At 40.3% G+C, this 18,360-nt stretch carries 16 protein-coding genes; 3 read left to right on the top strand and 13 right to left on the bottom strand.

From position 1 onward, the window contains the following. The first annotated feature begins 265 nt into the window (after positions 1-265). Entirely contained in the window at positions 266-1,141 is an 876-nt protein-coding gene (locus NST12_RS01215; RefSeq protein ID WP_341100056.1) for a fructosamine kinase family protein, read from the top strand. 47 nt (positions 1,142-1,188) lie between these two features. On the opposite strand, the gene NST12_RS01210 is transcribed toward NST12_RS01215, so the two are convergent. From NST12_RS01210 to NST12_RS01185, 6 genes are all read right to left on the bottom strand, one after another. Next, complete coding sequence (locus tag NST12_RS01210) at positions 1,189-1,557, bottom strand: DMT family transporter (protein ID WP_270584776.1); 369 nt, start codon at positions 1,555-1,557, stop codon at positions 1,189-1,191. A 273-nt stretch (positions 1,558-1,830) separates the two neighbouring features. Further along, positions 1,831-2,763 carry a taurine dioxygenase gene (tauD, locus tag NST12_RS01205; RefSeq protein WP_340404108.1) on the bottom strand — a complete coding sequence of 311 codons (933 nt, stop codon included), beginning with the start codon at positions 2,761-2,763 and terminating at the stop codon, positions 1,831-1,833. Positions 2,764-2,842: 79 nt separating this feature from the next. Next, entirely contained in the window at positions 2,843-3,682 is an 840-nt protein-coding gene (locus tag NST12_RS01200) for an ABC transporter ATP-binding protein (RefSeq protein ID WP_341100053.1), read from the bottom strand. 21 nt (positions 3,683-3,703) lie between these two features. After that, positions 3,704-4,783 carry a taurine ABC transporter substrate-binding protein gene (locus tag NST12_RS01195; protein ID WP_445662318.1) on the bottom strand — a complete coding sequence of 360 codons (1,080 nt, stop codon included), beginning with the start codon at positions 4,781-4,783 and terminating at the stop codon, positions 3,704-3,706. A gap of 3 nt (positions 4,784-4,786) precedes the next feature. Then, positions 4,787-5,584 (bottom strand): ABC transporter permease, encoded by a 798-nt coding sequence (locus NST12_RS01190; RefSeq protein ID WP_341100049.1) that lies wholly within the window; start codon positions 5,582-5,584, stop codon positions 4,787-4,789. A 456-nt stretch (positions 5,585-6,040) separates the two neighbouring features. Further along, positions 6,041-6,130: a putative holin-like toxin gene (locus tag NST12_RS01185; protein ID WP_244878026.1), complete on the bottom strand. Its 90-nt coding sequence runs from the start codon at positions 6,128-6,130 to the stop codon at positions 6,041-6,043. A gap of 600 nt (positions 6,131-6,730) precedes the next feature. On the opposite strand from NST12_RS01185, the gene NST12_RS01180 reads away from it, so the two are divergent. Then, positions 6,731-7,888 (top strand): DUF2515 domain-containing protein, encoded by a 1,158-nt coding sequence (locus NST12_RS01180; RefSeq protein WP_445662317.1) that lies wholly within the window; start codon positions 6,731-6,733, stop codon positions 7,886-7,888. Next, positions 7,821-8,282 carry a CBO0543 family protein gene (locus NST12_RS01175; protein ID WP_341027811.1) on the top strand — a complete coding sequence of 154 codons (462 nt, stop codon included), beginning with the start codon at positions 7,821-7,823 and terminating at the stop codon, positions 8,280-8,282. The genes NST12_RS01180 and NST12_RS01175 overlap by 68 nt, the downstream gene beginning before the upstream one ends. Before the next feature lie 169 nt (positions 8,283-8,451). Here NST12_RS01175 and NST12_RS01170 read toward each other — a convergent pair whose 3' ends face one another. From NST12_RS01170 to NST12_RS01140, 7 genes are all read right to left on the bottom strand, one after another. Further along, positions 8,452-9,225 carry a polysaccharide deacetylase family protein gene (locus NST12_RS01170; RefSeq protein ID WP_048622438.1) on the bottom strand — a complete coding sequence of 258 codons (774 nt, stop codon included), beginning with the start codon at positions 9,223-9,225 and terminating at the stop codon, positions 8,452-8,454. A 665-nt stretch (positions 9,226-9,890) separates the two neighbouring features. Beyond that, positions 9,891-10,946 carry an alpha/beta fold hydrolase gene (locus tag NST12_RS01165; protein WP_341027808.1) on the bottom strand — a complete coding sequence of 352 codons (1,056 nt, stop codon included), beginning with the start codon at positions 10,944-10,946 and terminating at the stop codon, positions 9,891-9,893. Positions 10,947-11,157: 211 nt separating this feature from the next. Next, positions 11,158-12,510, bottom strand: coding sequence for a dihydrolipoamide acetyltransferase family protein (locus NST12_RS01160; RefSeq protein WP_341027807.1), 1,353 nt, complete (start codon positions 12,508-12,510; stop codon positions 11,158-11,160). A 27-nt stretch (positions 12,511-12,537) separates the two neighbouring features. After that, a complete protein-coding gene (locus NST12_RS01155; RefSeq protein ID WP_048622435.1) occupies positions 12,538-13,557 on the bottom strand; it encodes an alpha-ketoacid dehydrogenase subunit beta in 1,020 nt (339 codons plus the stop codon). A 26-nt stretch (positions 13,558-13,583) separates the two neighbouring features. Continuing rightward, complete coding sequence (locus tag NST12_RS01150; protein ID WP_003353065.1) at positions 13,584-14,570, bottom strand: thiamine pyrophosphate-dependent dehydrogenase E1 component subunit alpha; 987 nt, start codon at positions 14,568-14,570, stop codon at positions 13,584-13,586. A 247-nt stretch (positions 14,571-14,817) separates the two neighbouring features. Further along, positions 14,818-16,746: a sigma-54-dependent Fis family transcriptional regulator gene (locus NST12_RS01145; protein ID WP_341027804.1), complete on the bottom strand. Its 1,929-nt coding sequence runs from the start codon at positions 16,744-16,746 to the stop codon at positions 14,818-14,820. A gap of 680 nt (positions 16,747-17,426) precedes the next feature. Continuing rightward, a complete protein-coding gene (locus NST12_RS01140; protein WP_341027801.1) occupies positions 17,427-18,248 on the bottom strand; it encodes a GGDEF domain-containing protein in 822 nt (273 codons plus the stop codon). Positions 18,249-18,360 lie beyond the last annotated feature (112 nt).

Below are 18,360 nucleotides of genomic sequence, written 5' to 3'. Positions count from 1 at the left end.
TAGAAACTTCTTCTTTCAAGTACATATCCTATTTCATGTCGGAGGCCTATATATTTAAGAAAACTGTTTCTTCACTATTTTCTGTGACTGAGACTCGATCCATATTCCTGTTAGCTAGATTTGGTGGGTGGGGGTCCTTTTAAGAGTAAAAAATCAACAATATGGAATAAAAACATTTAGTGGTGTCTTTCTTGACGGTCACCAATACGTCAACTATCATTTGAGCAACATTACACACTTTTCGCCAAAGGGAGGAAATAAAAGTATGAACCTTTCGTCGATATTACGAGAAGCGCTTGATCAAATCGGCGACAAAACAGCGATCGTCCAATGCAAAAGCGTATCCGGCGGCGATATCAACGCTGCCTATTATGTAAGAAGTGAACATCGTTCCTATTTTGCCAAAATCAATGAGCGTATTCCTCCTCGCTTTTTTCAAAGTGAAGCAGCTGGTCTTGAATTGCTGGGGCAAACGAATGTCGTTCGTGTTCCAAAAGTATATCATTGCGTGGAAGCCGAAGACGGATCTTATGGTTTGCTGTTGCTTGAATGGATTGAAGGTGAAGAAACGGATCAAACTCCGGTTTTGCTAGGTCAGGCACTAGCTCGCCTTCATCAATGTTACGGTCAGTATTTCGGATTAGCCGAAGATAGCTTCATTGGCCGTCTTCCGCAAAAAAACGGACAATATGAAAACTGGATCGATTATTTTCGGGAACGTCGGCTTCTTACGCAAGTTCAATTGGCAGAACAAAAAGGAAGAATGCCAACATATAGACGAAAGAAAATGGAAGCATTGTTAGAGTCGCTTGATCAATGGCTACCACAAACATGCCAGCCTTCTTTATTGCACGGCGACCTTTGGGGCGGAAACTGGATGGCAGGCGAACATGGAATTCCTTATCTCATTGACCCTTCAGTATTTTATGGGCATTCAGAAATGGATATTGCCTTCACGGAACTGTTTGGCGGATTTCCAAATGCTTTTTATCGCGCGTACAACGAAATTCAACCACTTTCTCCGGAATATGAGGATCGAAAAGAGCTGTATCAACTGTTTTACTTGCTCGTTCACCTGAATCTGTTTGGAGAAACATACGGATCTTCCGTCGATCGAATCTTGCAAAGGTATGTTGGATAATTTAAAGGCGAACAGTGACCATTCCTGTTCGCCATTTTCATTGCTTTTTATTTGATATGTAGATCCGATACAGAGACTGAAGAGACTTCTTTTCCATGCGCTTCTCCGCTGACATTTAAGATAATCACACCGGCAATAATCATCAAGATAGCCACCATTTTTAAGAAAGAAAAGTGCTCTTTGAAGTATAAAATGCCTATGATGGCAATAATTGCAGTACCAAGTCCGGACCATATGGAATAAGCGATGCTTACATCTATCTTTTTCAGTGCCAATGTGACTAACGTAAGGCTGGCTCCATAAAATACAAACATGAGTACAGAAGGAATGAGCTTCGTAAATCCTGCTGACATTTTCATTGAAGTTGTGCCTAAAACCTCCGAAAGAATTCCTAATAAAAGCAAAATCCAACTCATAAACGTTCCACCTCCCTTTTTCAGAAATACATATCATGAAAGGATATTATGAAATTTTCATCACATTGATGCCTTTACAAAGAAGGGTACCATAATACATGTGCAATCGCGATAAATCTCGTCTTGGCGCTTCGGTTTGAGATTGAAAATCGGTCCTTGTCAAACTCTTTTCCCAGTTGTTAAAGATAAATGATCCATACATGATGGAAATGATGATCATAACACAACGAATGGAACCTAAAAAGGTTCCATTCGTTGTTCCAATGATATTGCTTAATATGGACGATCCCCAACGATTGCAACGCGTTCAGCCTTACGCGGATTTGGATAATAGTCCGATACCGCATAATGTTGGGTTGCACGATTATCCCAGAAAGCGATGGAGTCTTTTTCCCAACGAAAACGTACTTGATATTCAGGAATGTGAGCTTGACGGAACAAGTACTGAAGCAGCTCTTCACTCTCATCAGGGTCCAGACCTACGATTCGAGTCGTGAACGATGGATTCACAAACAAAGTCTTCCGTCCAGTTTCCGGGTGGGTTCGAACGACCGGGTGTTCAACAGGCGGAAATTTTTCTTGTTGAACCGCTAACTCTTCCGGTGTCAGTAAATCGCTGAAAGCAGGAGTAAAATCGTGAATGGCGGTAAGGTGATCAATACGCTCCTTCACTTCATCAGGTAAATTATCATATGCAGCGGCCATATCTGCCCATAACGTGTCGCCCCCTACAGGAGGAACTTCTATTAATCTTAATATCGCTGCTTTCGCAGGATTGGGGCGAAAAGTGACATCCGTATGCCAAATATTTTCTTTTCCAGTTTCTTTCTTCCCTTTGGAAAAGCGAACAATTTCCTCAGATTGATCATCTTCAACAGGATAAAATGGATGAACTTCTAATTCACCCCATAACCGAGCAAACGCCCGCTGCTGTTCACTCGTGATTTTTTGGTTGCGAAAGAAGAGAACCTTCCATTCCAATAATGCTCGGTTCAACTCTGCTTGCAACTCCGGAGAAATCGGCTCTCTCAAATCAATTCCGATAATCTCGGCACCTATGATGGGAGTTAACGGCTTGACTTCAAATAACGAGTACGGCCGCTCCTCTACACCTTCAGGCAGACGGCGTAAAATTCGTGGACCTACATAATTATCGCGATTTTCAAACTTAAGTGGTCGTGAAAAATTCGTGTGAATTTCAGACATTGATATTCTCCTTTCATAATGAAATAAAAATAGATAGAGAGTGTTGAAAAGCGCTGTTGGCTTGCGCCTTTCAAACAAGCTAATATATTTCATTCAAAGCGTTTTTTGCATTGAAATGACCTCTTATGGCCGAAATTAAATAATGCCGCAGATCGTTAAATTCCTTTAAATGTTTGATTTCTTCGACTGATTGATTAGGTTTTGATAATGGATTCGGCAAATCGACAACGATTCTTCCCGGTTGAGAATTCATCACTAAAATTCTTTTTCCTAACAAAATAGCTTCTTCTACATCGTGAGTAATAAAAATGATGCATTTCTTTGTTTTTTTCCAAATGTCAAGAAGATGAATTTGCATGTTTTCTCGAGTTAAAGCATCTAATGCGCTAAAAGGTTCATCCATTAAAATGGCTTGTGGATCCGCAGCTAATGTTCTGGCGATGGAGGCTCTTTGTTTCATTCCTCCTGACAGCTGATAAGGCAACATCTTGGCAGAATCCACCAGCCCTACGAGATGCAAATAATAGGAAACGAGTTTTTTTCTTTCTGATTTTGGGACAGATTTCATTTTTAAACCAAATTCAACATTTTTTTCGATGGTCATCCACGGAAAAAGGTTATGGTGCTGAAAGACGACTCCCACATCGGAACTCGGACGAGTGTGGGGTTTATCGTTGATCATGACTTCACCGGCAGTTGGTTTCTGGTAACCGGCTAAAATATTTAATAAAGAAGATTTTCCACATCCCGACGGACCTAATAAACAAACAAAATCATTGGCATCCAATCGAAGATTTATATGGTCCAATACAGGAAGATCGTTTTTCCCATTGGCATATTGCAAGCTAATGTTTCTCAATTCAATTAGCGGGCGGTGTTGAGCTCTCTCTGAATCTTCTTTGATCGAAGCAATTGCCATGATATCCCTTCTCCATTCGTGTTATTTGTATAAATTGCTTAATAGACCTTTTTGATAAGTAGCTAGGCTCGGGGAGGACGGTATATTTTTCTGTTTCACCATAAAATCTCCCGTGTCTTTTAAGATTTTGGCTAATTTGCCCGGCTTCTCGGCATCTCCGAAATATTCCTTTTGCTGCGAAGCATCTAACCATATAATTTGTCTCATGGTTTTTAAGCTTTCCTCAGGCGAGAGCCCTAGTTCTTTCGAAAGCACTTTTGATGACTCTACTGGTTTGCTCCGATAATAATGGACCGCCTGATTTAAAACAGAGATATACCCTTTTACAATTTCAGGATATTTTTCTGCAAAATCTTTATTCACAATGCCGAATTCTCCCGTGGCAATTCCTTTTTTCGCCAAATCTTTTGATGAAATGATGACTTTTCCTCCATCATCGATCAACTTTGTTTGTACCGGCTGCCAAATATACGCTCCGTCGATATCCCCGCGTTTCCAAGCTGCATAAATGTCAGGAGGCTGCATGTCAAGTAGAGTGATATTATTTTTCTTAAGGTCAATCTTCTCTTCTTTCAAAGCTCCCAGTAAACTATAATGGGATGTTGAACTGAATGTTGTAGCAATTTTCTTATTTTTCAAATCTTTTAAAGAGGAAATTCCGGAATCTTTTTTAACGACCAGCGCCTCGCTTTCACCGATAATATCGTGCAGATAATAAATTTTATAAGGCAATCCACTGGCAATGCCAATGGATCCGGGTGGAGTTCCAACGAGTCCAAAATCAATGCTCCCACTTGCCATGGCATTATTGATATCTCTGCCCGAATCAAATTTAATCCATCTAATGTGAATGTTCGGGTATTTTTTCTCCAGCAGCCCTAATGCCTTGGCTAAAAGTTCTCCATTTGGAGAAACTTGGTATCCCAATCGGATCTCTTTTGGCACATTGCTATTAGAAGCGGAAGCCGATGATCCCGCCTTTTGGGAAGAAGCGCTTTGACTAGAACATCCGCTCAAAAGACTAAATATACTAAATAGTAAGATAATTATAATGCTGTTTATGTTTCTCTTCAGCGCCACGCAATTTTCCTCCTTTATCATACTTTATGAGTCTTGTTTTCCAACCCAAGAGAATCGAAAATGCCAATACAATCGAATAAGGCTATCTATAAAAATGGCGATGAATCCCATTATAAAAATTCCTACAAAAACGATATCGCTTCTTAAGTATTTACTTGCGTCCAATACCATCCATCCAATCCCCGAGGTAGCCGCTACCATTTCGGCAGCCACTAATGTACCGTAAGTCACACCGATAGCTGTGCGAAGACCCGTAATGATGTCCGGCAAACTAGACGGAAGAATGATATAGAAAAAGACTTTCAGTTTGGAAGCGCCTAAAGATAATGCACCGTTGATCCGATCTTGCGGAATACGTCTTACGCCCGATACTGTCGCAATAAATAAAGGTGCAAACGCACTTAAAAACAATAAGGCGATTTTCGATCGATCATCGATACCGAGCCATAAAACAAGCAAGGCATAATAGGCTAAAGGAGGAAGCGGTCTATAAAATTCAATAATAGGATCAAATACGGCGAGTATGTATCTTGACATGCCACACAACATTCCCAATGGCACGGCAGTGAAAAAAGCTAAAATTAAAGCGAATAATAATCTGTACATACTATCTAGAATGTGCGTACTTAATGGAGTCCCTTTATATCCATCTCTTATTAATTCCACAAATGCCGTCCAAACGGATTGAGGAGTCGGAAGAAGCAACGGATCGATCCATTTTAAGTTTGTACTCACGGTCCAAAGGATGAACAGCAGGATCACGCAGATCAATGAAATCCCTCTAGTGAGTATATGATTTTTAAATACAAATTTTGGCACCATCTCACATCCCTCTCACCATGAATTGTAGCTGGCCGGAAATTATTAAATTCTCATATGATTACTTGGAAATATGGTAACAAGCGTTTTTTTATTTGTCAATCTTTTTTGAATATTGTTTTTTCAATTATCACGATCAACAGCACCACAAAGCGATATATAACGAAAAAATTCCTTCTACTTGACTTTGGATTTATCGCGGATTTAATTAAAATCCTTCAAAAGTTGAAAATTCCTTTATTTTTACAGCGAAAATTTCTACACAAACGGATTCATCCTCACCTGCGTCATTTCTTGTCATCTTTCCTGTTTTATGATTATAATAAAATGGAATAGCATAAAATAAAAAAGGACATTGGCGGTCACCAATGCCCTAACATACACAGCTTACTGCAAGAAGTGCAGTGGCCCTCGTATTTGCGGATATGACCCACCCTTACTTAGGCTCGGCAGGGTGGGTTACTTTTTGTCTTTCGACACAGAAATGACGGCAACGATTAAGGCCGCAAACGAAATCATTAACGTCAACGCATCGGAAACCGTCATCATCAGTGATACCCCCCTTTCTTCAAGGGAGTAATCACTGCCCACCCTGCATGCAGCTGTACAAGTTTATTATATCTTACATAATTTCCAATTTTTTATTTTTAATCCAAATGATGTAAACTTTCCCCATGGCTGGATTCCGGAAAAACAATAAAAACGCTCTAACCTAAATCACTAAGAACTGCATTTCAAATACCCTTTCACGGGAAAGCTAAACATCCTTATCCGTGTATTGACAACGATGACTTAAAAAATGATCTTCGTTCTTGTTTTGGTCCTGCCCTCCCATTTTGCGATGAACGTTTTTCGCCTGATCTACGCTTCCTACCCTTCTGCCCACTCAGTTACGTTTCTTAATTCCCGTTTGCCTTATTTCTTTATTTTCGAATCTTACCGGCTGTGCTTTCATAAAGTCTTCATCATTTATTTTCAAAGCACGTAATAAGATGATCATATACACATCTCGTTTCCATTGGTATGACCTCTTTAGATTATCTATTTTCCATGTATTCAAGACTCAGTGGACTTCGTTTGGAACACTAAACGTCACACTTGCCATCCCTTTCATTTAACAAAATGTTTTGTTGAGGGAGGGGAGACATTTTGGGGCTGATAAAGAAAAAGAAAAAACGGAATACACCCCCATTTCTTCTTGAAATCAATGAGGAGTTAAAGAAAAAGGGCAAAGGTTTCAAAATGGCCGCGGTAAATGAAGCTGATTTAACGATAGAGGAAAGAAAACTCATCCAACAAATACTCATCCAAACCGAAATCAAAAATCAAAACAATATCACCAGAACGAAAAGCTACTTGGATGTTTATTTGCGTCATCCGGAAATTCATTGGGCGTTTTTGGGACATATGGTTTCCAGAAACGGCGGCTGGAATATGACTGACTTAAAAGGAGATCTCTTGTCCCATTTATTGACGGAACAGGAACAACAATTTTTCTTTTCCTTTTTGGAACGTGGAAATTGGCTTATTTTTCAAGATATATACCCGCAGTTTTTGCTTTATGAAGAAAGTATAAAAAGAAATAAACCGCTTTTTTCCCTTCTCCCTTTTTTTCATGTCTCTACTTTTATGGAAACGATCTGGAACCACTTTTGGAAATATCGTGACCCTTATATTCTCGCCATTGCTCTTGTCATAAATGAACAAAGCTATTTAGAAAAGCGAGTCATTCAAAATGCCCTTTTTCAAAAAAACGTCTTTCATACAATAGAGTTTAAGCTTCAAGATTTTCTTCGATTAAACCATATTTTGTTTCCTTACTATAAAGAAAATGAGAAGCGAAGTATCGGTCTTATGGGGCAAACATTGCAACGTTTCGATTATCTTCATGAACGGATTTTATTAGGAAAACGGTTATATTCCTTGCTTTTTTATAATAAAGAGGGGGTAGACACGTTCATTCGTTGGGCCGTTTCTTGCCCTCACACTGGATCTCGCAAAGATTACTGGCCCCACCTATTTCATGACGTTCGTGAATCGATTCCGGGCCGGCCCTATCGACGCCGTATGAAAAACGGCCAAATACAAAAAGGGGTCCCTCGAATCTATAGTCCAAGATTAGAGTACGCATGGAAAAACGTTTCACATGAGAAAGCAGACATTGGAGATTGGTTCTATGACTGGACGATTACGGATTATTTCAACAAGCTAGATGAAGAAATAAACGGGGAGATTGCCGATGAATATTGTGAGACGATCGAAAAAATGGAACTTGCGGTTATCGCGAAAAAAGCCATTTTCCGTTAAAAGCAAAACCATTGCTGCCTATATTTTGACCGCTTTGTTCGCCTCATGGATAGGAACTTATTTGGATCTTTATTTTGTCGGAAACGAGTGGTACAGCTTTCCGTTAAGACCCTATTCAGCCATTTTCACCATCAACATTGTATTTACTCTTATCGGCTTGCCCATTTTCACCTTTTGTTTTCTATATTTTATGGATAAGTTAAACATTTGGAAAAAAGGGGCTTTTATCATCATGGCAAGTCTAGCAATGTCATTTGTTGAAAAACAATCAGAAGCATTCGGGTGGTTTGTTCATCATAATCAATGGAAACATTCCTATTCTTTTTTTGGATATGGTCTTTTTATGATCATCGTTTGGAAGTTCTTTCGATGGATGAATTCAATCATGAGTTAAATAATAAAATGTCTTTTCAAAAATAATGGTTTTGTGGCTCTCTTCCGCATGTAATCTTTATAACAGTACACTATTAGAAAAGGTTTGCAGTCGAGAGCCGTGGACATGAATTTTGCTTTAATAAAATTTGAGTGCGGATTAGCGACGTTTCCGTCCTCCGACTCATTCTTTACCCTGGCGTCCAGTCGAGATATCTGTATTTCGGATGCATTTGTAGTAATTCTGATACGGTCACAAATTTATATCCTCTTTTTTGAAGTTCCGGTAAAATTTTTTTTAGTGCTTCAATTGTTTGACGACGGTCTCCGCCGTTATCATGAAATAAGACAATATCCCCATTTCGGGCGTTAGATAAAACCTTTTTTACAATATTATGAACGCCCGGTTTTTTCCAATCATACGTATCTTGATGCCATGACCACATCACAACCGTATAACCTTCTTGGTTCGAAACATTAATAATGGTTTCATTGTAATAACCTCCTGGCGGGCGAAACAATTTAGGAGAATATCCAGTCAGTTGCGTAATCGTTTGTTTTGTTTTTCTTAATTCATTTCTAATTTCTTCCTCGTTCAGCCCCCTAAAAACGGAATGATGGTATGTATGGTTCGCTAATTCATGTCCATCCAAAATTTCTCGTTTCACTACATCAGGATGAGCTTTTACACAGGTCCCCACCACAAAAAAAGTTGCTTTGGCGTGATATTGTTTTAAAATATCCAGAATTTGCGGAGTATATTTTGAACTAGGTCCATCATCGAATGTCAATGCAATGACTTTCTGTTTGGTCGGTATTTCCCAAATGGCTTTTCCGTGTTCTTCGTAAAACTTTCGGCCTCTATTCAAATCGTTCGCTTTTACGAAAACTGTACAAATAAACGACAGAGCAACCGAACAACCTATAATCAAGATACACCATAGGACGAACTTTTTGTTGATCATCAAGCAACAACACCTTTTGTGTAAATTCGTTGTTTAGGTTAGTATGTTTCAAAATCATGTCTGCAAGAATGATTCTTCCATTGTTGTTTTTCACATCCATTCAAATGGAAAAAATTCAATCGACGTTTACATACGATGCCAACAAAGAATGGAACTCTCTCCCAATTCACATCTGTCAAAAGCGGAGCAATATCTATGGACTTAGACCCTTCAACAAGAAACGTTGAACAGAAGGGAGTTGAAACAAACGAAATAACACCGGACAGCAAGACTCATGTTTATACGAACAGACGGTTCATGGAAAACAAATGGAATGATAACAGGTTTTACACTTTCAGATAATGGAAACGTTCTTTCGTTCGCTATTCACATCACGCATCTTTTACTCATTTTTCGTCTCCCTTATTTTGTCCAGATGATTAATTTTTATCGAAAACAGATTATGCCAAAGCAAACTGGACAAGCATTGTTGCCCTACATTGACAGAAGTGCATTTCATTAACGAGTCATTTTTATTCCATTCCTTTATTCAAACAGTTTTTTTTTGAGAGAGAGGTGGTTTCCCCTGACCTTTACATCAGAAAGAACCAGAGCCGGTTTTGCTCTGGTTCTTCGACTTTCATCCATCTTATATAATCTTGTTAAAATCCGCTCTGCATCCGTTCTCAAACGGGTGTAGACAAAAGGTCCTTCAGCTGGGCATCGATGTAATTTTTGTCTTCTTCAAAAAATCCCATCATGGTGAAGTGTCCCCACAAGCTTGGAATGACTCGCAGTTCGCTGTTAGGAATCATCTCTTGTTCGGCTTTGCAGTCTCGGACAGGGAAGAACATGTCTTCTTCAAACGGCATAACATATACTTTCGCTTGAATCCGTTCTAAAGCCGCTTTTAAGTCTCCGCCGGTGTTGCGGCTCACGTCTCCCCGCTGCCATTTCCAAGCCATACACAACAAATTGTTTGGATCCATCGGCAAAAACCAATTGTCCCAGTATCCTACCAAAAAGTCGTCCAAAGAGGAGAAGCCGAGACGACGCCACTGTTCCTGCTTGTAAAACTCGGTACATAGCCCCATCACTGCCCAAATTCGGGAGTGGCGGCGCAAACCACGGTGGACTTGTTGATGATCTTCATACCATCCGTCTTGAAATGCAGGGTCAGAAGTGATTGCCTCGATTAAAGTTTCGGTAAAAAGAAAATCATGAGGTGTATTTTTAGCCGTCCCGCCAATCGGAGCCGCTCGCTTCACCATTTCCGGATACCGCACCGCCCATTCATAGGTCTGCTGAGCCCCCATGGACCAACCGACCACCAACTGCAAAGTGTTGATTCCGAATTTTTCGGTGACCAGTTTATGTTGAGCCCGGACATCATCGCTGATCCTCACCTTTGGAAAGGCACCCCTGCCGAATGGAAACGGAGTATTGTGAGGTGAACTGGATAAACCATTGCCAAGCTGATTCGGTAGAATAATGAAATATTTGCTTGGATCTAACGCCATCCCCTCTCCAATATAAATTTCCATCGCCTTGTGGGTTCCGGAATACATGTGGGGAAACAGAATCGCATTATCCTTCGCTTCATTCAGCTTGCCGAACGTTTTGTAGGCCAGTTTACAGTCTCGAATAGTGCCTCCTTCTTCCAACTGAAAGTCTCCCAGTTCAAAGATTTCATATTCACCGTGAACTTCATGAGTATAATAAGCGTTTTCAATCGTTTTCAAAAGTGACGCCCCCTTTGTTTATTCAATATAAAAAAGAAATGCTGCTGAAAAACCGTGAAAAATTTTAGTTGTTTCATAGATGAAAAGATATATGTCTCCCTTTCAATGAGCATGAAGAACAACAGCCCACTAAACCTTTGTGAAAATGTCATTCCGCTGTTTCTGTTTTTATTGATGAAACTTCAATTTTCTAGAACTACGAATGAAGTATTTACTGAACAAATAACAAATCCGGTTCGCTTAAATATTTTTTCAGTTCATTTAAAGCTTTTTGTGCTAAAACGCCGTCGATCAGGCGATGGTCGTAGCTGAGGGACAAAGCCATCATCGATGCAATGTCAATCGAATCATGAACTACAATCGGTTTTTTCTCCACTCTGCCAATGCCTAAAATGCATGATTCCGGATGATTGATAATTGGAGTAAACCAAGAACCGTCTACCGATCCGATATTGGATATTGTGCAAGTGGCTCCTGTCATTTCATCAGCTTTGATCGATCCATCTCTTGCTTTTTTCGCAAGTTCTTGGATTTCTTTAGCGATTTGGAACAACGACTTTTTGTCTGCATGTCGAATGACCGGAACGACAAGACCATGATCGGTGTCCGCTGCAAAACCAATATGGTATTCATCCTTCAAAATGATTTCATCGCGTTCATCGTCCAACGAAGCATTAAGCATCGGATATTTTTTAAGAACGGCCGTTAATGCTTTAACTGTGTAAGCTAAATACGTCAATTTGATGCCTTCTTCTTCCGCAAACGGTTTTACCCTTTGGCGGTGAGACACAAGCTTTGTGACATCGGCCTCGTCGAAATGAGTGACATGCGGGATGACGGATTTCGAATGAACCATGGCTTTTGCGATCACTTTTCGTATGCCGGAAAGCGGTATTCTTTGCTGGCCTTGCGGGATGGCTTCCTCTTTCGTTGTTTCCTTGCCGGCCGCCGCTTCCTGTTCCGCCTCTGCCTGTTGTAATTTTCGATTGGCTAAGACCGCTTCAATATCACTTTTTATGATTCTTCCGTTTGGCCCGCTCGGAGTCACTTCCTCAAGGTTCACATTGTGTTCTCTGGCAAATTTGCGTACAGACGGAGCCGCGATAAAGAATCGGTTGGACGGCTTTTCATCGGTGCTTTTTTGTACTGCGTTCCTAATATCTTCTTCCGTGACTTTACCGTTCGGACCGGTGGGCGTGACAAGACGCCAATCCACTCCAAGATCTTTCGCCAACTTTTTGACGCGCGGAGTCGCTTTTTTCTCTACATGAACGTCTTGTAGAGACTTTTGCTGTTCCTCTGTTGAATCAGACTGAACCGTTTCTTCGACGGTTTCAATGATGGCCAATATATCCCCGATGGCGGCAGTGTCTCCTCTTTTTTTCCTGATTTCTTTTATAATCCCTGACTCCGGAGCTTGAATTTCCGAAACGGCTTTTTCGGTTTGAACTTCCACGATCGTATCGTCTTTTTTGACTTCATCCCCTTCTGAAACATGCCAAAAGGTGATCAAACTTTCATCATGAGTATCGGATAGTCGAGGCAATTGAACTGAGATTGACATGGCTACCTCCTGTATGGAAAATCCATTTTATTCATTTACTAGCTTGATGGCTTCGTGAAAAATTTTATCGGCATTTGGCAAAACAAATTGTTCAAGCGGGCGGCTGTATGGAATGGGCACATCCGGAACGGCCAATCTTTTGACTGGTGCATCCAAATCATATAAACCGTCTTCTGCCGCAATGGCTGCAATTTCTGAAGTCATGCCATATGATAAATAATCTTCATCAACGACCAATAAGCGATGTGTCTTTTTAAGCGACTGAAGAATCGTTTCGCGATCTAAAGGTACGAGCGAACGCAAATCGATGACTTCTGCCTGAATTCCTTGCTGCTCCAACTTTTTCGCTGCTTCTAAAGCGTGATGAACCGTCATTTGAATGCCCACAATTGTGATGTCGGTTCCTTCTCTTACCACTTTGGCTTTGCCGATCGGAACTGTATACGCTTCTTCCGGGACATGTCCGACGGATGCGTCCAATTGATCCATCCAGCCCAGTCCTTGCAATGTTTTATGAAACATAAAGACGACCGGATTATCGTCCCGGATGGCGGAAATCATCAAGCCTTTCAAGTCATACGGAGTCGAAGGCGCCACCACTTTCATTCCCGGCAGATGGGCAAAAGTGGCGTATAAGGTTTGGGAATGCTGAGCAGCATCGTTGTATCCTCCGCCGACACCGGTCATCAGCACCATCGGAAGCTTGATTCGACCGCCTGACATATACGGAATTTTGGCCATATGGTTATAAATTTGGTCCATACAAACACCAAAGAAATCGACGAACATTAATTCAACGATCGGCCGCATTCCATCTGCAGCAGCTCCAACGGCCGCTCCGATAAAAGCGGTTTCAGAAATCGGTGTATCCATGATTCTTTCAGGACCAAACTTTTGAAATAATCCTTCCGTTGCTCCAAATATCCCTCCGTATGCGCCCACGTCCTCTCCCATCACAAACACGTTCGGATCTCTTTCCAACTCTAACCGAATCGCTTCTGCCACTGCTTTATTTCCTGATAACAAACGCTGTTTTGTTTTTTGCATTTTGGACCGCTCCTTTCTTTCCATCATTAGACAAATAAGTCTTTTAAAGCATCTTCCGGTTCAGGATATTCGCTTTCACGCGCGAATTGATAAGCAGCATCGACTTCTTGTTTCGCTCTTTGCTCCAATTCCGCCAGCTGCATGTCTTCTATTCCGTGTTCTGTCAATAAGATGGAGCGCATTCGGACAATCGGATCTTTTTCCCTCAGTAAAGTCACTTCGTTTTTATCTCTGTAAACTTCAGGATCTCCTTGGAAATGTCCTAAATAACGGTACGTTTCAATTTCAATGATGGCTGGTTCTCCATTTTTTCTTGCTTTTTCTACCACTTCTTTTGACACTTTATACATTTCGATCGGATCATTCTCTTCCACATAATATCCCTGAATTCCATAAGCGGCGGCTCTTATAGCGTTGGAGGAAACGGATGTGGATGATGACTTTGGAACAGAAATTCCGTATTGATTGTTTTCAATGACAACAATAAGAGGCAAATTCCACAATGCCGCCATATTTAATGACTCATGAAAAGCCCCTTGGTTGGCAGCTCCTTCCCCAATAAAAGCCACCGCTACGGAATCCGTTCCTTTTTTCTTCGCTGCAAGGGCCGCCCCCAATGCATGTGGAATGCCGGCTCCTACAATTCCTCCGCAAGAAAATTTCACATTCGGATCAAATAAATGCATGTGTCCGCCTTTGCCTTTTCCGAGCCCAGTTGCTTTTCCAAAAATTTCAGCTGTCATTCTATTCAAATCAACCCCTTTTGCGATGGCATGATGATGCGGACGATGTGGAGACGAAACAGTGTCTTCTTTTGTTAAATGAATACATATACCAACTGCGGCCGGTTCCTGCCCTGTTGCCAGATGCATTTCACCAGGTACAGGCCCTGCACCGATATTAAAGACAGGATTTTTTCCTTCGGCATAAGCTTCTGCCATTTTGTCCTCGTAATAACGAATCTTGTACATCGTTTCATACATCCAAATAAGATGTTCCCTGGAAATCGTCAACTCGCTCTCCTCCTTTGCGAAAATAAAACGCTTTCATTGTTTGATAGTGCAATAAATGTGCCAAAAAATAAGAAAAAAACGCATATTGTCGAAAAATCCGAATTTTTTATTATTTTCCCTGAAATTAATGGAAACGATTTTTTCTTGATATTCCGTTTTCACTCTTATTTTTCAAACAAAGTGTTCCAAAATGGAACACTTTGTTGCAACATATTGAAACAATTTGATACAAAATGAAACAGTCGCTTTAATAAGTAATGTGAAATTTTCTCATTTGTCTGTAAAACGTGCTTCTGGAAATGCCTAAATGCTTGGCTGCTTTTGTGACATTTCCATGAAATAGGCATAACGCCTGAAGAATGGCCTGTTTTTTTATATCCTCTTTATGCATGAACGACTTTTCTTCTTTTTGCCCGGAAAACAGATGGAACACTTCCTCCGGCAAATCTTTTGCCGATAAAACCGGCTTTGTCTGTCGATTTAACGTTCTTTCTATAATATTTTGCAATTCTCGTATGTTCCCCGGCCAATCGTATTGAAGTAGTGCTTGCAAAAAATCCGGTCTGATGTCCGGAAACGGCTTGTTTAATTTTTTGCTCAGTTTATCAATAAAATGGCGGATCAGAAGCGGGATGTCCTCTTTTCTTTCTCGTAAAGGCGGCAAGGTGATGGGCATGACATGGAGCCGAAAAAATAAATCTTCTCTAAAGCTCCCCTTTTGGACTTCCTCGCGAAGATTTTTGTTCGTAGCGGCGATAATTCGGACATCTACCGGTATGACTTTATGGCCGCCGATCCGCATCACTTCTTTTTCTTGGATAACCCGTAAAAGAAGAACCTGCATTTCCAAAGACATTTCTCCTATTTCATCTAAAAACAGAGTGCCGCCGTCGGCCAGTTCAAATTTTCCCGCACTTCCTCCTTTTTTGGCCCCGGTAAAAGCACCGTCGACATAGCCAAATAATTCACTGCCCAGAAGATCACGGGGAATTCCGCCACAGTTGATGGCAATGAACGGTTTGTTTCTTCGATCACTTTCATGATGAATGGCTTGTGCGAACATTTCTTTCCCCGTTCCGCTTTCTCCCAATATTAAAACGTTTGAATCCGTCTTGGCCGCTAATTTCGCTTCTTGAATTTTTTGAATAAAAAGGGGATGCTGCCCAATAATATCATCGAATGTAATTTTGGCTTGATTTCCGGATAAATGATTCACAAATTGACGCACTTTATGAATTTCTTTCATCATGATCATCGAACCGATCCATTGTTTGTCTTTATAAATGGGGATTTTATCAACCATAACATGATAGTTTTTTCTTGATGGCCGGACTGCAACATGCAGTTCTTCATTTTGAAGATAGATGGGACCATTGGAAACGATCGTTTGATTTGTAAAAAGTTCTTGGATCTTTTTTCCTTCCAAACCGGATGGGTCAAGATTCAGCAGTTTCTTCAGTTGTTCGTTCGCTTTAATAATGTTTCCTTCCGTGTCGGTGATAAGAATGCTTTCTTTCATATTGTTGGTGGTCGCTTCAAGAAATCTCTGCATCATAATATTTTTTTCCGCATTTTCATTCAATGCCATTTGATACTCTATCGCTTTAACCGCTGAAACGACCATTCCCAATGTGTGAGGGTGCACTTTTTCATAAGGACCGGATACATTTAATACGCCGATAATATTGCCTTTTGAATCATGGATCGGCGCAGCGGAACAAGTCCAAGATTGACAAATTTCGGAATAATGTTCCTCTGCAACAATTTGAATGGGCTGATCCATGACAATGGATGTGCCAATCGCATTGGTGCCGACGGATTGTTCGCTCCAATCGGCTCCTTCCACAAAACCGATTTGTTCAGCCATTAACAACGTGTCCGGGTCACCGATCGATTTTAACAGCTGACCTTTTTCGTTGCAAAGGATGACTAAAAAGCCGGAACCCTTTACGATGGAATAAAGCCCTTCCATTAACGGCATGGCCCAATCAATAAGAGATTGATATCGTTCGATTTCGATTTTTTTGATAGGACCGAACGCTTGAAAAGGGTTGACTTTCCATTTTTTTGATCGAATCCATGACTCTTTCACTATGGGAGAAAGTTCATCATCTAATTCATTTTCAAAAATAAAGCGCTTCCATAATTCTTTGACCCCTTCCCGCCGTATCTTCACCCGAAAACACCTCCGAAACTTTTAAAGAATGGGGACTGTCCATGAACCATCTGACGATTTCTTTTGCTTCTTTAATCAAAATTCCTGTCAGCGTTTCGAACGTGCCGTGTAAATCATTTGTTTTTTATATTGTACCATTGAAAACAGATTTCGTTAGAATTTTTCGAAAAAACGACAAAAAGAAGCATCATCTTCAGAAAAGATCAGTAAAAAACTGCCAATACCTATGTTTAGAAAAAAGCTGACTCGGTTGGAGCCAGCCTTTTCGACCATATTCGAGATCTTTTTTGCAGTTGACCGCACAAATGAACGAGTACTTTCTCTTTTTATTTTCTTCCATATACTGTTATAATTTATTTGCCATATTTTTAAAAAGGCAACATGTCTTTGTAGATTACATAATAATCGAATATTTCAAAAATACAGGATGCTTATTCTCCGGAAATGTTTTTCGACCAAATGAAAAGAAAAAGCCATTTCCTAATACTTTCTCATTCAGGAAACACGATTCTCACGTTTTGACCATATTTCTAACGTATTCTCAAAGAAATTTCGAGAAGTAAGACTATCCACTTTGGTCTACCTTCTGACCCGTCTTTTTACAGAAAAAAAAGATGGGAGATCATTTGACTACCCTTCCAAAGATCCCAAACTCAACATTTTTTCAAAATCATTCTTTTTTAAATGACAACCACTTTGTTGCGTCCCGTTTCTTTTGCTTGATACAAAGCCTGATCCGCTTTCTCCGTAAACTCTTTCAAGTCTTTCTCTTTGCTGTATTTTGAGACCCCCACACTGATCGTTACATATATCCGTTTGTCTTTATATACAAAGTCCGTCTCTTCCACTGTCTTTCGAATGCGCTCGGCGAGTTTAATGCCTTGTTCTAATGAACAATCCTGCAAAAAAATCAGAAACTCTTCTCCACCCGTTCGAACAAATATGTCAGATTCACGAATGATTTCCTTAACGACTCTACATACTTTTTTTAAGACCATATCTCCTGCATTGTGGCCAAATGTGTCGTTAATGGCTTTGAAATAGTCGATATCAAACAAGATCAACGTCATCGACTGTTCTTTGTTTGGAAACAAACTGCTCTTTTCCAAATTCAAATCTAAATATCTGCGATTATAAATTTTAGTGAGCGGGTCTGTTAATGCAAGATTTCCCAATTCCGCGATCATCTTTGCAGTTCTGATTTGAAAAAAAGAAGCCGTCATGAATATAATCCATTCCACTGCTCCTGTGATCATAAGATGAACCGCATCCCGAAATGAAGGTTGTAACGGATGAAATACAAATTCGGTTATCACCATTAAAATGAAGCTTGAAAATCCAACCGTTATGGCTGCTTTCCACGTTGGGCATAAGATGACGGTCGTAACAGCAGGGATCAAGATAAGCATCCATAACGATTCCAAAGACGAATAGTAATTCACCACCAAAACGATTGACAAAGACAACAAAATAAATGCATACATGAACTTTCGTTTTATCATTGTTCTTCCTTTAATCCAATTATTTTAAGCCCTTACCCTTTCTTTTATTAAGATTTTTGACTGTTTGGCATCGTCTTACAATAGTGACTGTCCGTAATGAACTTTCAATGAT

Origin of the sequence: Bacillus sp. FSL W8-1127 (assembly GCF_038006725.1) — a bacterium.
GTDB classification, from domain to species: domain Bacteria; phylum Bacillota; class Bacilli; order Bacillales; family DSM-4216; genus Bacillus_O; species Bacillus_O smithii.
The sequence above is the reverse complement of the archived record's forward strand: the minus strand, read 5'-3'. Positions and strand labels throughout refer to the sequence as shown.

Coding starts and splice junctions, on each gene's coding strand:
- NST12_RS01215 (WP_341100056.1), top strand. CDS start 266: ATGAACCTTTCGTCGATATTACGAGAAGCGCTTGATCAAATCGGCGAC.
- NST12_RS01210 (WP_270584776.1), bottom strand. CDS start 1,557: ATGAGTTGGATTTTGCTTTTATTAGGAATTCTTTCGGAGGTTTTAGGC.
- tauD (WP_340404108.1), bottom strand. CDS start 2,763: ATGTCTGAAATTCACACGAATTTTTCACGACCACTTAAGTTTGAAAAT.
- NST12_RS01200 (WP_341100053.1), bottom strand. CDS start 3,682: ATGGCAATTGCTTCGATCAAAGAAGATTCAGAGAGAGCTCAACACCGC.
- NST12_RS01195 (WP_445662318.1), bottom strand. CDS start 4,783: ATGATAAAGGAGGAAAATTGCGTGGCGCTGAAGAGAAACATAAACAGC.
- NST12_RS01190 (WP_341100049.1), bottom strand. CDS start 5,584: ATGGTGCCAAAATTTGTATTTAAAAATCATATACTCACTAGAGGGATT.
- NST12_RS01185 (WP_244878026.1), bottom strand. CDS start 6,130: ATGATGACGGTTTCCGATGCGTTGACGTTAATGATTTCGTTTGCGGCC.
- NST12_RS01175 (WP_341027811.1), top strand. CDS start 7,821: ATGAATATTGTGAGACGATCGAAAAAATGGAACTTGCGGTTATCGCGA.
- NST12_RS01170 (WP_048622438.1), bottom strand. CDS start 9,225: ATGATCAACAAAAAGTTCGTCCTATGGTGTATCTTGATTATAGGTTGT.
- NST12_RS01160 (WP_341027807.1), bottom strand. CDS start 12,510: ATGTCAATCTCAGTTCAATTGCCTCGACTATCCGATACTCATGATGAA.
- NST12_RS01155 (WP_048622435.1), bottom strand. CDS start 13,557: ATGCAAAAAACAAAACAGCGTTTGTTATCAGGAAATAAAGCAGTGGCA.
- NST12_RS01140 (WP_341027801.1), bottom strand. CDS start 18,248: ATGATAAAACGAAAGTTCATGTATGCATTTATTTTGTTGTCTTTGTCA.